Origin of the sequence: Pseudomonas sp. FSL R10-0056, from assembly GCF_009600105.1 — a bacterium.
Lineage (GTDB): Bacteria > Pseudomonadota > Gammaproteobacteria > Pseudomonadales > Pseudomonadaceae > Aquipseudomonas > Aquipseudomonas bubulae.
In genome coordinates, this window is record NZ_WIWL01000242.1 from 1 (window position 1) to 14,712 (window position 14,712).

At 61.3% G+C, this 14,712-nt stretch carries 7 protein-coding genes and 1 pseudogene; 5 read left to right on the forward strand and 3 right to left on the reverse strand.

Going from position 1 to position 14,712, the window contains the following annotated elements:
• Both GHO42_RS24720 and GHO42_RS24725 read right to left on the reverse strand, forming a co-directional pair.
• Positions 1 to 1,259, reverse strand: a pseudogene (locus tag GHO42_RS24720) (methyl-accepting chemotaxis protein); the annotation flags it as partial.
• Between the two features lie 80 nt (positions 1,260 to 1,339).
• On the reverse strand, positions 1,340 to 2,983 hold the full coding sequence (locus tag GHO42_RS24725) for a PleD family two-component system response regulator (protein WP_095019751.1): 1,644 nt from the start codon (positions 2,981 to 2,983) through the stop codon (positions 1,340 to 1,342).
• Positions 2,984 to 3,226: 243 nt separating this feature from the next.
• Between GHO42_RS24725 and GHO42_RS24730 the strand changes: the two genes are divergently transcribed.
• The 4 genes from GHO42_RS24730 (at position 3,227) to speA (ending at position 7,641) form a co-directional block, all read left to right on the forward strand.
• Entirely contained in the window at positions 3,227 to 4,294 is a 1,068-nt protein-coding gene (locus tag GHO42_RS24730; protein WP_095001034.1) for a DUF2333 family protein, read from the forward strand.
• A gap of 3 nt (positions 4,295 to 4,297) precedes the next feature.
• Complete coding sequence (locus tag GHO42_RS24735) at positions 4,298 to 4,831, forward strand: NUDIX hydrolase (RefSeq protein WP_153328182.1); 534 nt, start codon at positions 4,298 to 4,300, stop codon at positions 4,829 to 4,831.
• Between the two features lie 310 nt (positions 4,832 to 5,141).
• Complete coding sequence (locus GHO42_RS24740) at positions 5,142 to 5,513, forward strand: translation initiation factor Sui1 (protein WP_016783399.1); 372 nt, start codon at positions 5,142 to 5,144, stop codon at positions 5,511 to 5,513.
• A gap of 208 nt (positions 5,514 to 5,721) precedes the next feature.
• Positions 5,722 to 7,641 carry an arginine decarboxylase gene (speA, locus tag GHO42_RS24745; protein WP_095001036.1) on the forward strand — a complete coding sequence of 640 codons (1,920 nt, stop codon included), beginning with the start codon at positions 5,722 to 5,724 and terminating at the stop codon, positions 7,639 to 7,641.
• Between the two features lie 77 nt (positions 7,642 to 7,718).
• On the opposite strand, the gene GHO42_RS24750 is transcribed toward speA, so the two are convergent.
• A complete protein-coding gene (locus GHO42_RS24750) occupies positions 7,719 to 9,062 on the reverse strand; it encodes an MATE family efflux transporter (RefSeq protein WP_095020816.1) in 1,344 nt (447 codons plus the stop codon).
• A 190-nt stretch (positions 9,063 to 9,252) separates the two neighbouring features.
• Here GHO42_RS24750 and GHO42_RS24755 point away from each other — a divergent pair, with 190 nt between their 5' ends.
• Entirely contained in the window at positions 9,253 to 14,142 is a 4,890-nt protein-coding gene (locus tag GHO42_RS24755) for an alpha-2-macroglobulin (RefSeq protein ID WP_153328186.1), read from the forward strand.
• The last annotated feature ends 570 nt before the right edge of the window (positions 14,143 to 14,712 follow it).

A 14,712-nucleotide genomic window follows, 5' to 3' on the forward strand; every position in this document is an offset into this window, starting at 1 on the left:
AGCTCACCCAGCGCGTCGCGGATTTGTGCGCTATCGCCGGCCTGGCGCTCGGCGCCGCTATGCAGTCCGGAGCTCAGCTCGGCCAGGGTCCGGCTGCTGCCGGCCACTTGCTCGGCATTCAGGCGCAAGGTGCCCACCAGGTTCACCAGATAGCTGCGCAGGCGGTTTAGTGACGCCTCGATATCACGCAATTCCCGGTTGGTTTTACCCAATTGAATGTCGCGGCTGAAATCACCTTCGGCCCAGGTCGACAGCAGCGGTGCAAGGTAGGTCAGTACCCGCGCCAGTTTGCGCTGCAAGGTGTCGATCAGGAGTGCGATCAACAGGATAAGGCCAATCATCAGGCCCTGGATCAGCCGCACTTCATTCTGGATTTGCCCGTGTTCGGCGCGCACAACGGGCTCCAGCCCGGCAATGGCCTGCTGTACGGCGTTGAGCTTGAGGTGGGTGGCGGCGCTGAGCTGGCTGCGTTGTTCGATCTGGTCCCGGGTGCGCTTGAGTTCTGCGGGGTAGCGGCTTAGCAGGCTGTTAAGTTCGCGCTTGAGAGCAATTCCTGCATCTTCGGCTTGGGTTGTTTCGGTGGGATCAAGGCCCATCATCGCGGCAAAATCGTCGGTGCCCGAGGCACTTTTACTGCTCACGCCCAGCAGGGGCAGGGCGTCGATTTGCCTGGCCTGGAGCTCAATGCTGTCCAGCTCACGTTCCACATCGCCGGCCAGTTCACTGCGTCCGCTACTGACCAGTTTTTCGCGGGCGAGGGACAGCTTGGCCAGGTGTTGCGAGGCCGTGAACAGCAGGGGCAGATAAGCGCGGGCCTCGTTGGAAGTGGCGTCACTGGCATATTGGCCGAGTTGTTCCAGGCCGGCGCTCAGCTCGCGTTCGGCCTGTAGCAGTAAGGCTTGGGGGTCGCCGGCCAGTTTGCCAGCGGCCAGCAGTTCGGAATTGCTGTAGGTGCTGAGGTTTTCCAGGCTGGGGCGCAGTGCATCGGCCAGTGCGGGCGGCAAAGGAGTGAGTTCGTTCTTGAGAGTGTCGAGGGCGCTGTTGGCATCACTAAGGCGCAGGGCGTCACCGCTGGCCAGGTAGTCCTCGATATTGCGTGCCACTGTGTTGTGGAACTGCTGCGAAAGGCTCAAGTAGCGTTCCATCAGCAAAAATGGGCGTTCCAGGGCCTGTTGTGACCACCACAAGGTTGCACCCAGCGCGAGGCACACGGCGACCAGCAATAGCGTGTTGAGGTTGGTTAGCAGCTTGAGGCGCATGTGGGATTTTGCCTACTACACAGTCAGAAGCGGCAAAAGTTATTGCACTTAAGTTACAGCGTTGTGACGAAAACTCGGGATCAGGGGCAAATAGTGGCAATTGGCCTTGTCTGGTGAAAGGGTTGTACCTGATTGCGCCCATTGTTCTTGGCGCGGTACAGCGCCTCATCGGCCTGGGAGGCCATTTGCAGGCTGTCGGCTTCGCCCTGCATCTGTACCACGCCTGCGCTGAAGGAGCACGACAGGTCTGCGGGCTGGGCCGGGTAGTGGATTTCGGCAAAGCGCTGGCGAATCTGATTGAGCACCTTATAGGCCGACTCTTGATCGGTGTCAGGCATCACAATCGCGAATTCCTCGCCGCCGTAGCGGCCAATAAAATCGCTTTTGCGCAGGCGCTGCTTGAGAAACAGCGCCAGGCTCTTGATCACCCGGTCGCCCATGGGGTGGCCGTAGCCATCGTTGACGTGCTTGAAGTGATCGAGGTCGAGCATGGCAAAGCTCAAGGGGCGGTTCTCGCGGCGGGCGCGAAAGGTGCAGTCTTCGAGCAGTTGCAGGATATGGGTGTGGTTGTACAACCCGGTCAGGCTGTCGCGCACCATCCGCGCCTTGAGATGGCGGGCGCGCACGGCACGGTTGCGTACGGTGGTGATCAGATGGCGCGGCTGGATTGGCTTGGTCAGGAAGTCATCGCCGCCCTCGCTCATGGCATCAAGCTGCTTGTCCATATCGTCTTCGGCCGACAGATAAATGATTGGCACGCTGACGTAGCGGTCGTTGTGGCGGATGACCTTGGCCAACTCGGTGCCAGTGCAGGAGGGCATGTACATGTCGAGGATGATCAGGTCTGGCTGGAAGTCTGCCAGCTCGGCCATCGCCTGGATCGGATCGATCAGGGTGCGGGTAACAATGCCTGCGCTGTTGAGCAGGCGCTCGGTGTGCAGCGCCTGGGCCCGGGAGTCGTCAATGATCAGCACTTTGTAGGGCTCATATTGGGCGACACAGGTCAGCACCTCGATTTTCTCCATCAGGCTGGAGGCTTCCAGGGTGCCGGTCAAAAACGCCTGCCCGCCTGCGCGCACCGCTGCAAGGCGGGTCGGGGTGTCGGTTTCATGCAGGCTGAAAAACAGCAGCGGCAATTTTTGCTCAAGACCGGCTTGGGCCTGGGCGGCCAGTTCAAGGCCAAAACCGGGGCTGGCAAAGTCCACGTCCATCACAATGGCGGCCGGATGACGCTCGGCCATGGCCTGACGAAATGCTGCCGGGCTGCTGATCGCCTGGGCGCTGAGCTCGAAAAACTCCAGCTGCCTGGCTAGTCGGTCGGCGCGCGACAGGTCTTGCAGCAGGATATACACCGGCTTGCGCAGCGGTGGCAGGTTGATATTTCCCATCAAGTCGCCCTGACGCAGGCCGGTGCGTGACAGGCGCTGCATAAGGCGATTGAGTTCGGTGATGATCGAGCTGCTCAGGCGGCTCTGGTTGGCGGCCATGTCCTGCAGCGCCAGGCCGATGGCCCGCGCCAGCGCGGTATGCTCCGGTTGCTCGAAGCGCTCGGCAAAGCGCAGCAGGCGCAAATTGGCGTCGTCGAGCTCGGCCAGGCCGGCAGGCGACCACTCATTGGCCTGCAGACGTTGCCAGATCTCAAGGATCTGGCGGGCCTGGTGGGTGACACGCTGGGCAAAGTGGTTTTTCAGACGCTCGCGACTGGGATCTTCTTGCTCGGTCATAACCTGGCTGCTGGGTAGGGAGGCATGCTGAAATCGAATGATGGCTCTATGCTAGCAGCTCATTGCAAATCTACGAGTTTCTCCTTGAAATTAACTGTCGGGCAGCCATATTGCCCATCACCTGTGCGCTTGTTCTATAGTGCCGGGCGTAGTGGCCCCCTGAGATAAAAAGCGTGCATGCAAGGCACGATGGGTTAGGGTTGTGGTCGAACCGTTGAATCAAGCATATGAAAGGATATAGCCATGCTGGACTGGAAAAAACGTGAGGGCACAGCCCGCGAATCGGTCAAAGAGCCCAAAATACAGTCGCGTGGCTATTTCAAGAGCATCCTGCTGAGCCGTTCCATCGCGGTGCTGGTAGGGATTTTTGTGCTGGTGAACCTGGGTCTGGGCTGGTACTGGAGCCAGGAGCCGGATCTGTTCCCGGTGCAGCAAAACGCGCAATTGGCGGCCGAAAAAGAAGGCAAGCAGATGGTGCCTGGCTTCACCACCGTCGAAACCCTCAAGACCGTGGCCGGCACATTGCTGAGCAAGCCGGGCGGTTACCTGTCCAATGACCGTTTTCCACCGGGCATTTTTCTGGACAACATCCCTAGCTGGGAATACGGCGTTCTGGTGCAGGTGCGCGACCTGACCCGCGCCCTGCGCAAAGACTTCGCCCGTTCACAGTCGCAGTCTGCGGAAGATGCCGATCTGGCCAAGGCCGAACCGCGTTTCAACTTTGACAACAAAAGCTGGATGCTGCCGTCCAGCGAATCCGAATACCAGGAAGGCATCAATTCCCTGAGCCGTTATCAGGCACGCCTGTCTGACCCGAATCAGAAAAACGCCCTGTTCTATGCCCGCGCCGACAACCTCAACAACTGGTTGGGTGATGTCGGCACCCGTCTGGGCTCCCTGTCGCAACGCCTGTCGGCCAGCGTGGGTCGGGTCAAGCTCAACAGCGCGCTGAAAACCGAAAGCCTGCAACCGGGTCAGGTGCCGGTGGTGGATGAAGAAGTGGTAGAAACCCCGTGGATGCAGATCGACAACGTGTTCTATGAAGCCCGTGGTCAGGCCTGGGCGCTGTCACACTTGCTGCGTGCCATTGAGGTCGACTTTGCCGATGTGCTGGCGAAAAAGAACGCCACGGTCAGCGTGCGCCAGATCATTCGCGAGCTGGAAGCGGCGCAAGAACCGGTCTGGAGCCCGATGATCCTCAATGGCAGCGGCTATGGCGTGCTGGCCAACCATTCGCTGGTCATGGCCAACTATATTTCCCGCGCCAACGCGGCGGTCATGGACTTGCGTCAATTGTTGTCGCAAGGCTAAGCAATGGCCATTTCAGCCTTGGAGGCCGCACACCGTGCGGCCTCTGATGTCGAGCAAGTTGCCTGGGTGGATCGCGATGATCGCCTGCTGGGCGGCCTGCCCCGTCATGAATTGCGCGAGCGCGGCCTGATCGGGCGGGGTACGTTCATTTTGCTGTTCAACTCTGCCGGGGAGCTGTGCGTGCATCAACGCACCCTGAGCAAAGCGCTGTACCCGGGGTTCTGGGATGTGGCAGCGGGCGGCATGGTCGGGGTGAATGAAACCTACGCCGAATCGGCGGCCCGTGAGTTGGCCGAAGAACTGGGTGTGAGTGGTGTGGCGCTGACGGCCCATGAGCGCTTTTACTTCGAGGCTCCGCAAAACCATCTGTGGTGCGCAGTGTTTTCAGCGGTGTGGGACGGCCCGTTGCAGGTGCAGCCCGAGGAAGTGCAGCAAGCGTGCTTTATGCCGGTGGCCGAAGCATTGCGCCTGAGTACGCAACTGGACTACTGCCCTGACTCACTGGATGCGCTCAAGCGTTATATGACCCAGGGCTGACGTTGATTCCCCCTGTGGGAGCGGGCTTGCTCGCGATTCAGTCGACCCGGTTTTTCAGTTGCACCGCTGCGATCCCATCGCGAGCAAGCCCGCTCCCACAAGTTCGTGGCTGGCGCTTTAAAAAATGCCGCCGATTGGCTATTGGGATGCAGCGATTTTGTCGTTACACTGCGCGACCTTTTTCAGGCTCAGGCGGTTTTCCCTCCTGAGTTGCGCTGCCCCTGCCAGAGTGGGGCTTCGCGGTCGGTACACCCTGGCGCAACAGCGCCAGGCACCGGCCAATTATTTGTCCTCCGAATGAGGATTGCCGGTGGCCAAAAAAGCCGCATCCTTCGCCGCCCTGGGTGGCCTGGTATTTTCCACCGACGCAGGTCGTCACTGTCCGGACTGCCGTCAGCCGGTGGATGCCTGTACCTGCAAACAAACCCTGATCCCCGAAGGTGATGGCATCGCCCGTGTGCGCCGCGAAAGCAAAGGCCGTGGCGGCAAGACGGTGACCACCATCACCGGCGTGCCGTTGGCTGAAGACGCACTCAAGGAACTGGCCACGACGTTGAAAAAACGCTGCGGCACCGGTGGCGCGTTGAAAGACGGCATCATCGAGATCCAGGGCGACCACGTCGAGCTGCTGCTGGCCGAGCTGGTCAAGCACGGTTTCAAAGCCAAGAAGTCGGGCGGTTAGCAGCCTCTGTGAAAGCCACCGCACAGCCGTTCTGGCGCCCCTCGAAGGCTGGTCAGAGCGTGCTCGCCATGGTTTTCACAGAGCCTGTTATCACCGGTTTCTAAACTCGGCGCTATTGTCAGGGTCTGACTAATCGTCACGTTCACACTTTAGACTGCGCCAGCCTGCTTTCAGGCTGGGCTATTTGACTTATTTATAGGGGACTTCGATGTCCGTACGACGCACACGCAAAGACGATGGCAGCCAATGGACAGTTGCGGACAGCCGCAGTGTTTACGGGATTCGCCATTGGGGGGCCGGGTATTTCGCGATCAATGAAGCCGGTCGCGTAGAAGTCCGTCCGAACGGCCCGAACAGCTCGCCCATCGATTTGTACGAGCAGGTCGACGAGCTGCGCAAGACCAGCGGTTTGTCCTTGCCGTTGCTGGTGCGTTTCCCGGATATCCTGCAAGACCGTGTACGCCAGCTGACCGGCGCATTCGATGCCAACATCGCGCGCCTGGAATACCAGAGCGAATACACCGCGCTGTACCCGATCAAGGTTAACCAGCAGGAAGCGGTGATCGAAAACATCATCGCTACCAAGAACGTGTCGATCGGTCTTGAAGCCGGCTCCAAGCCCGAGCTGCTGGCCGTGCTGGCCCTGGCGCCCAAGGGCGGCACCATCGTCTGCAATGGTTACAAGGACCGTGAGTTCATCCGCCTGGCGCTGATGGGCCAGAAGCTGGGTCACAACGTCTTTATCGTGATCGAGAAAGAATCCGAAGTAGACCTGGTGATCGAAGAAGCGGCCTCGCTCAAGGTCAAGCCACAGGTTGGCCTGCGCGTGCGCCTGTCGTCCCTGGCGTCGAGCAAGTGGGCCGACACCGGCGGTGAAAAATCCAAGTTCGGCCTTTCTGCTGCGCAATTGCTGTCGGTGGTTGAGCGCTTCCGTGCGGCCGGTCTGGACCAAGGCATCCGCCTGCTGCACTTCCATATGGGCTCGCAGATCGCCAACCTGGCGGACTACCAGCACGGTTTCAAGGAAGCGATCCGCTATTACGGCGAACTGCGCAACCTCGGCCTGCCGGTTGACCATATCGACGTGGGCGGCGGCCTGGGTGTGGATTACGACGGTACCCACTCGCGCAATGCCAGTTCGATCAACTACGACATGGACGATTACGCCGGTGTGGTTGTGGGTATGCTCAAAGAGTTCTGCGATGCGCAGAGCCTGCCGCACCCGCACATCTTCTCGGAAAGCGGCCGCTCGCTGACCGCCCACCACGCCATGCTGGTGGTGCAGGTGACCGACGTCGAGAAACACAACGACGACGTGCCGGTGATCGAAAACAAGGAAAGCCTGCCGGAAACCGTGCAATGGCTGGTGGACCTGCTGGGGCCGACCGACATTGAGATGGTCACCGAAACCTACTGGCGCGCCACGCACTACATGAGCGATATCGCTGCCCAGTACGCTGATGGCAAAATCACCCTGGCGGAAAAGGCCCTGGCCGAGCAGTGCTACTTCGCGGTGTGCCGTCGCCTGCACAACTCGCTGAAAGCGCGTCAGCGTTCCCACCGTCAGGTGCTGGACGAGCTCAACGACAAGCTGGCCGACAAGTACATCTGCAACTTCTCGGTGTTCCAGAGCCTGCCGGACACCTGGGCGATTGGCCAGGTACTGCCGATCCTGCCGCTGCATCGTCTCAACGAAGAGCCGCTGCGTCGCGCCGTGCTGCAAGACCTGACCTGTGACTCCGACGGCAAGATCAAGCAATACGTCGACGAGCAGAGCATCGAAACCAGCCTGCCGGTGCACGGGCTGAACGAAGGTGAAGACTACCTGCTGGGGATCTTCCTGGTGGGCGCTTACCAGGAAATCCTCGGTGACATGCACAACCTGTTCGGTGACACCGACTCGGTGAACATCTACCAGAACGAAGACGGCAGCGTGTACCACGCCGGTATCGAGACCCATGACACCATCGAAGACATGCTGCGCTACGTGCACTTGTCGCCTGAAGAGCTGATGAACCACTACCGCGACAAAGTGGCCAGCGCCAGTATCAGTGCCAAGGAGCGTACCCAGTACCTCGACGCATTGCGCCTGGGCCTGACCCGCTCGTCGTACCTGTCGAGCCACTGATCCCCACGGGCTTCAGAGCTGACCGAAAAACGCCGGCCTGTGCTTTGCACGGGCCGGCGTTTTTTTTCGCCTCAGTGTCAGGCGCCGAACCACTGGTTCTTGCGTTGCATTCGCCATGCGTACACGCCCAGGGTCAGGCTGCGCAGCACCATAAACAGCAGGAAACTTATCCACAGCCCGTGGTTGCCATAGCCGTGCAGGACCCAGGCGGCGGGGAAGGCGATGACCACGCTGATGACCATGGCATTGCGCATTTCACGAGCGCGGGTAGCACCGATAAACAGCCCGTCAAGCAGGTAGCTCCATACTGCAATCAGCGGCAGCAGGGCCAGATAGGGCAAGTACTGGAAAGCGGTTTCGCGCACAACGGGAATATCGGTCTGCATTTGCACAAACAGATGCCCGCCGAACATAAACAGCAGCGCAAAACCCAGGCTGGCCAATAGTGACCAGCCGCAGGCCACCACCATCGAGCGGCGCAACGCCTCACGGTCGCGGGCGCCAATAGCGTGTCCGCACAGTGCCTCGACGGCGTGGGCCAGACCGTCCAGGGCATGGGCAGCCAGCAGCAGGCCATTGAGCAATAGCGCATTGGCAGCCACGGTGGCATCGCCCAGGCGGGCGCCTTGCAGGGTGATGGAGAAAAACACCAGTTGCAGCATCAGGCTGCGGATAAAAATATCGCGATTGACCCCCAGTAACGGCTTCCAGTTGTGCCACATGCCCAGGGCGGCCCACACTACCTTGCCCGGATATCGACGCAGGGCACCGCGGGTCAGCCACAGGCCGAGCAGGGCGCCGCTCCATTCGGCAATCACCGAAGCCCGGGCCGAGCCTGCCACCCCCCAGTCCAGCCCGAGGACGAACCACAGGTTCAGCGCGATATTCACCAGATTGGTCGTCAGCAGGATCGCCAGCGGTGCGCGGGCGTTTTGCGTGCCCAAAAACCAGCCTACCAGTGCATAACTGGCCAGTGCGGCGGGCAGGCCAAACAGCCGTGTGTGGAAGAACTCCAGAGTCAGCGCGTGCAGTTCGGTGGAGGGCTGCATCAGGCTCAGGGCCACGCCGCTAAAAGGAATCGCAATGGCCCCCAGCAGCATCGACAACAGCACGCTGAGCAACAGGCCCTGCAGCAGGATTTGCCGCAGCGCGGCGCCATCACCGCGTCCGGCGGCCTGCGCGGCGAAGCCGGTGGTGCCCATGCGCAGAAAACCCATCATCCAGGCCAGGAAGATATACAGGCTGGCGCCCACGGCGACGGCGCCCAGTTGATGGGCGTGGGGCAAATGGCCGATGACAGTACTGTCGACCAACGCTACCAGCGGCACGGAGATATTGGACAGGATCATGGGGGCCGCCAGCGCCCACACCCGGCGATGGGTAGGACGGTCGCGCCAGTCGGCTAACAGGGAAGATGACATGCAGGCTCCTTGGGGGAGCGCGATTGTAGCCGCAAAGCCTGCCCTCACCCCAACCCTCTCCCGGAGGGCGAGGGGGCTGATCTGCGCTTTTGTCCCCTCTCCCTTCGGGAGAGGGCTAGGGTGAGGGGCTCTTGATCTTCATCCAGCTGTTATATAGTCAACCCTTAACTGCCCGGTAAACGAGTACACCATGCTGAACAAAGGACTGCTTTTGGCCTGCACGCTGGCGCTGCTGAGCGCTTGTGATTCTTCCAGCGTCGACAAACCCGCCACGCCACAGGTGGCCACGAGCCAGCCGGCTAAACCGGTACAGGACGTCAAAGTGCTGGCCGGGCGTTATGCCGGGCGCGAGTTGAGTGTGGTAGACGTCTCTGAAGTGCAGCTGGACGGGGCCAGTACCTTGTCCGTGAGTTTCTCGGTGCCCCTGGACCCGCAGCAGAACTTTGCCGACAAACTGCATCTGGTGGACGCCAAGGCCGGCAAGGTCGATGGCGCCTGGGAGCTGTCGGACAACCTGATGGAGTTGCGCTTGCGCCACCTTGAGCCGCAGCGCAAGCTGATCCTTACCGTCGACCCCGGCCTGCGCGCCGTCAACGATGCCAAGCTCGCCGCCGAATACGTCAGTCGCCTGGAAACCCGCGACCTGCAACCCACGGTCGGCTTCGCCAGCCGTGGCAACCTGCTGCCCACGCGCCTGGCCGAAGGTCTGCCGGTGATCGCGCTGAACGTCGACAAGGTCGATGTCGAGTTCTTTCGGGTCAAACCCGAGTCGCTGCCGGCGTTTCTCAGCCAGTGGGGGCGCAACAGCAGCCTGCAAAGCTACGAAGCCAGGGATCTGCTGAATATGGCCGATCTGGTTTACAGCGGCCGTTTTGACTTGAACCCGGCGCGCAATACCCGCGAAACCCTGATCCTGCCCACGGCCGGGATCAAGCCCTTGCAGCAGCCGGGAGTTTATCTGGCGGTGATGACCGCCTCCGGCAGTTACAACTATTCGACCCCAGCCACCTTGTTTACCCTCAGCGATATCGGCCTTTCGGTGCATCGCTACCAAAAGCGCCTGGATGTGTTCACACAGGCCCTGGAAGGTGGCAGTGCACTGAGCGGCATCGATCTCGAGTTGCTTGATGGCAAGGGCAAGATGCTTGGCCAGGGCAAGACGGGCAAGGACGGGCATGCCGAGCTGGCCTTGCCACCCAAGGCCGAAGTGCTGCTGGCGCGCCAGGGCGACCAGACCAGCCTGTTGCGCTTGAACACGGCGGCGCTGGATCTGGCCGAATTCGATATCGGCGGCCCGCAGGCGCATCCGTTGCAGTTCTTTGTATTTGGCCCCCGTGATCTGTATCGCCCCGGCGAAACCGTGCTGCTCAATGCCTTGCTGCGCGACCGCGACGGCAACCCGGTCAAGCCGCAGCCGGTCAGCGTCGAGGTGCGTCGCCCGGACGAGCAGGTGAGCCGCAAGTTCGTCTGGACGCCGGATGCTTCCGGTCTGTATCAGTACCCGCTGCAACTGGCCGCCGAAGCGCCGACCGGGCGCTGGCAACTGGTGTTCGACTTTGGTGACGGCAAGCCGCAGCTGTACGAGTTTTTGGTCGAGGACTTTTTACCCGAGCGCATGGCACTTGAACTCAAGGGCAGCGATACCCCGCTGAGCCCCGGGCAAACCGCTGAAATCCAGGTTGCCGGGCGTTACCTGTACGGTGCTCCGGCAGCCGGTAACCGCTTGAGCGGGCAGGTCTATGTGCGGCCATTGCGCGAGGCGGTCAGTGCCTTGCCGGGCTATGAGTTCGGTTCGGTGACAGAACCGGAGCTGACCCAGGATCTGGAGCTGGACGAAAGCGTGCTCAACGCCGATGGCAAGCAAACCCTCAGCATCGACAGCCAGTGGAGCGATGCCAAATCGCCGCTGCAACTGATTGTTCAGGCCAGTTTGCAGGAGTCGGGCGGGCGCCCGATTACCCGTCGCCTGGTGCAGCCGGTATGGCCGGCAGACCGTCTGCCGGGGCTGCGTGGCCTGTTTGACGGTGCTGAAACCGATGGCGACGGCCCGGTTGAGTTCGAGCTGCTGGTGGCTGACAGCCAGGGCAACAAATTGGCGGCCGACAACCTCAAGGTGCGTCTGGTGCGTGAACGCCGCGATTACTACTGGAACTACTCGGACAACGACGGCTGGAGTTATCACTACAACGAGAAGTTTCTGAACCTCAACGAAGAGACCCTCAGCCTCAAGGCGGGCGAAACCGCCAAGGTCAGCTTTCCGGTGGAGTGGGGCCCTTACCGCGTAGAGGTTGAAGACCCGCAAACCGGCTTGATCAGCAGCCTGCGTTTCTGGGCCGGTTATCGTGCCCAGGACAACGCCGAAGGCGGTGCCGTGCGCCCCGACCAGGTCAAGCTGGCGCTGGACAAGGCCGCTTATGCCGATGGCGATACGGCCAAGGTCACGGTCACGCCACCTGCGGCTGGCAAGGGCTACTTGCTGGTTGAAGGCAGCGATGGCCCGTTGTGGTGGCAGGAAATCGAAGTGCCGGCCGAGGGCAAGGCCTACGAAATCAGACTCGACCCGAGCTGGGCCCGGCATGACTTGTATATCAGTGCACTGGTGATCCGCCCCGGTGAGCGCAAGACCAATATCACTCCCAAGCGCGCTGTAGGGGTGCTGCACCTGCCCATCGATCGCAGCCAGCGCAAGTTGGCTCTTACGCTGGATGCCCCTGAAAAAATGCGTCCCAAGCAACCTCTGACGGTGAAGCTCTCGGCTAAAAATGCCGATGGCAGCATTCCCAAACAGGCCCATGTACTGCTGGCTGCCGTGGATGTGGGCGTGCTCAATATCACTGAGTACCCGACCCCCGACCCGTTCGCCAGCCTGTTCGGGCGCAAGGCCTATGGGGCGGATCAGCTGGATATTTACGGGCAGTTGATTGAGGCCGGGCAGGGCCGTCTGGCCAGCCTGGCGTTCGGCGGCGATGCGGCACTGGCCAAGGGCGGCAAGCGACCTGCCACCAGTGTCACCATCGTGGCGCTGCAAAGCGCACCGGTGACGCTCAACGAGCAGGGCGAAGGTGAAGTCAGTGTGGATATCCCTGACTTTAACGGCGAGTTGCGCTTGATGGCACAAGCCTGGACCGACGATCGCTACGGCATGGCCGAGGCCAGAACCGTGGTCGCAGCACCATTGGTGGCCGAGCTGGCTGCGCCGCGCTTTCTGGCCGGTGGCGACGAGACGCGGCTGGCGCTGGACCTGTCCAACCTCACCGACAAGCCGCAAACGCTGCACGTGAACCTTAACACCGAGGGGCAACTGAGCCTGCTGGGTGACGCGACACAGAACCTGACACTCAGCCCCGGCCAGCGCAGTACCTTGCAGGTTCCGGTCAAGGCGCTGGGCGGGTATGGCACCGGTGTGGTCAAGGTGACGGTCAATGGCCTGGACCTGCCGGGTGAAACCCTGGCGCCGTTCACCCGCGAATGGACGTTGGGGGTGCGCCCGGCGTATCCAGCATTGCTAAAGCATTACCGTGCTGTGCTCAACGACCAGCCCTGGAGCCTGCCCGAGGGCGAGCTGCAAGCCTTTGAACCGGCCGGGCGTGAAGCCTTGCTCAGCTTGTCGAGCCGCCCGCCGCTGAATCTTGGCGAGCAGATTCGTGCGCTCAAGGCTTACCCGTATGGCTGTTCCGAGCAAACCACCAGCGGCCTGTACCCGGCTCTGTATGCCGATGCAGCCCTGCTCAAACGCCTGGGCCTTGAAGGCGAGCCGGACACCGAGCGCAAACGCAAAATCGAGTTGGGTATCGAGCGCCTGCTGGGCATGCAGCGCTACAACGGCAGTTTTGGCCTGTGGGGCGCGGACGGTCAGGAAGAGTACTGGCTCACAGCCTATATCACCGACTTCCTGCTGCGCGCCCGCGATCAAGGCTACGCGGTACCTCCCGAGGCGCTGAAAAAGGCCAGCGAGCGGTTGCTGCGTTATGTGCAGGAACGCAACCTGATCGAGGCCGATTACAGCGACAACCTCGACCACACCCGCTTTGCCGTACAGGCCTATGCAGCGCTGGTCCTGGCCCGAAGCCAACAGGCGCCGCTGGGCGCGCTGCGCAGCATTTTTGAGCGCCGCAGCGATGCCCGTTCCGGTTTGCCTCTGGTGCAGTTGGCCATTGCCCTGCAGAAAATGGGCGATCAACCGCGCGCCGATCAAGCGTTGGTGGCGGGGTTGGCGGCGAAGCGCAAGGCTGATCAATGGCTGGGCGACTACGGCAGCCCGCTGCGCGATCAGGCGTTGATTCTGGCCTTGCTGGAAGAGAACAACCTGATGAGTGGTCAGCGTGAACAGCGACTGTTCGACCTGTCCGATCAACTGGCGGCGAGTCAGTGGCTGTCGACCCAGGAACGCAATTCACTGTTCCTCGCCGGTCGCGATTTGCTGGGCAAGCCTGAGGCCAGCTGGAGTGCGCAACTCACCAGTGGCGATCAGACCCGCGAGCTGAACAACGCCCGCTCAGGGCTCAAGCTCGACGGGCCGCTGCTAGCCTCGCCCCTGAGCCTGCGTAACGCAGGCAGCGCGCCGATTTATCAACAGCTGACGATTTCGGGTTATCCACAGCACGCCCCGGCGGCGGGCGGCGAAAACATGAGCATTCGCCGCGACTACCTGGGTATGAACGGTGAGCCGCTGGATCTCAAGGCGCTGAAAAGTGGTGATCTGGTGCTGGTGCATCTGGCCGTGACGGCCAAGCAGCAAGTGCCTGATGCGCTGGTGGTGGATTTGCTGCCGGCAGGCCTGGAGCTGGAAAACCAGAACCTGGGGCAGAGCGCGGCCAGCCTTGAAAACGCCAGTACTCAAGTGAAGCAATGGCGCGAGTCGATGCAGAACGCCAGCGTGCAGCATCAGGAGTATCGGGATGATCGTTATGTGGCGGCAGTCAAACTGGATGGCTACGGTATCACGCACTTGCTGTACCTGGCCCGTGCTGTGACACCAGGTACCTATCGGGTGCCGCCGCCGCAAGTGGAGTCGATGTACCGGCCCAACTGGCAGGCCGTGGGGGATGCGGTGGGGGAGATGGTGATCAAGGGGCGTTAGGTCTGTGGCCGCGGTAGGGTTTAACAGGTACACCGGGTACATATCCGGCATTCGCGTTTGAACGGGATATTGGTTTCGCCCTTACGGCGAGTCACTTTTTCCAGACGCCGAAAAAGTAACCAAAAAGGCTTGCCCCTGGCGTCCGGCCTTCGCTGCGCTCAGGTTCCCTCGCTCCGGTCCCACTGCGCAGAACCTCCACTCGGCCTCCCGATGGGGCGGGTAGATCAACAGCCGTCGAGGCGGCCGACCGGCCGGCCTGTTTGAATGCAGGATCTGCGACCGACATATTTCCCTGTGGGAGCCGGGCTTGCCCGCGATGCAGGCACCTCGTTCTATCTGGAGGAACAAAGTGCTGGCATCGCGGGCAGGCCCGCTCCCACAAGAGTTGGTGTTGGTTAAATTTTTTGCTTTTGCTTTTGCTTTTGCTTTTGCTTTTGTTGTGGCCACTCGATTGTGCAGGCGACGCGAATGCCCCTCACAGAAGGCCGAACGTAGGTGCTGTTATGGGGGTGGCGCGGCAGGACGCCGCGCCAGCCGCGATGGGCCATGGATGGCCCGTCGCGGCGTGCC

Excerpts from the sequence above, each read along its gene's own strand:
- GHO42_RS24725 (WP_095019751.1), bottom strand. The coding sequence starts at position 2,983 with ATGACCGAGCAAGAAGATCCCAGTCGCGAGCGTCTGAAAAACCACTTT.
- GHO42_RS24730 (WP_095001034.1), top strand. The coding sequence starts at position 3,227 with ATGCTGGACTGGAAAAAACGTGAGGGCACAGCCCGCGAATCGGTCAAA.
- GHO42_RS24735 (WP_153328182.1), top strand. The coding sequence starts at position 4,298 with ATGGCCATTTCAGCCTTGGAGGCCGCACACCGTGCGGCCTCTGATGTC.
- speA (WP_095001036.1), top strand. The coding sequence starts at position 5,722 with ATGTCCGTACGACGCACACGCAAAGACGATGGCAGCCAATGGACAGTT.
- GHO42_RS24750 (WP_095020816.1), bottom strand. The coding sequence starts at position 9,062 with ATGTCATCTTCCCTGTTAGCCGACTGGCGCGACCGTCCTACCCATCGC.
- GHO42_RS24755 (WP_153328186.1), top strand. The coding sequence starts at position 9,253 with ATGCTGAACAAAGGACTGCTTTTGGCCTGCACGCTGGCGCTGCTGAGC.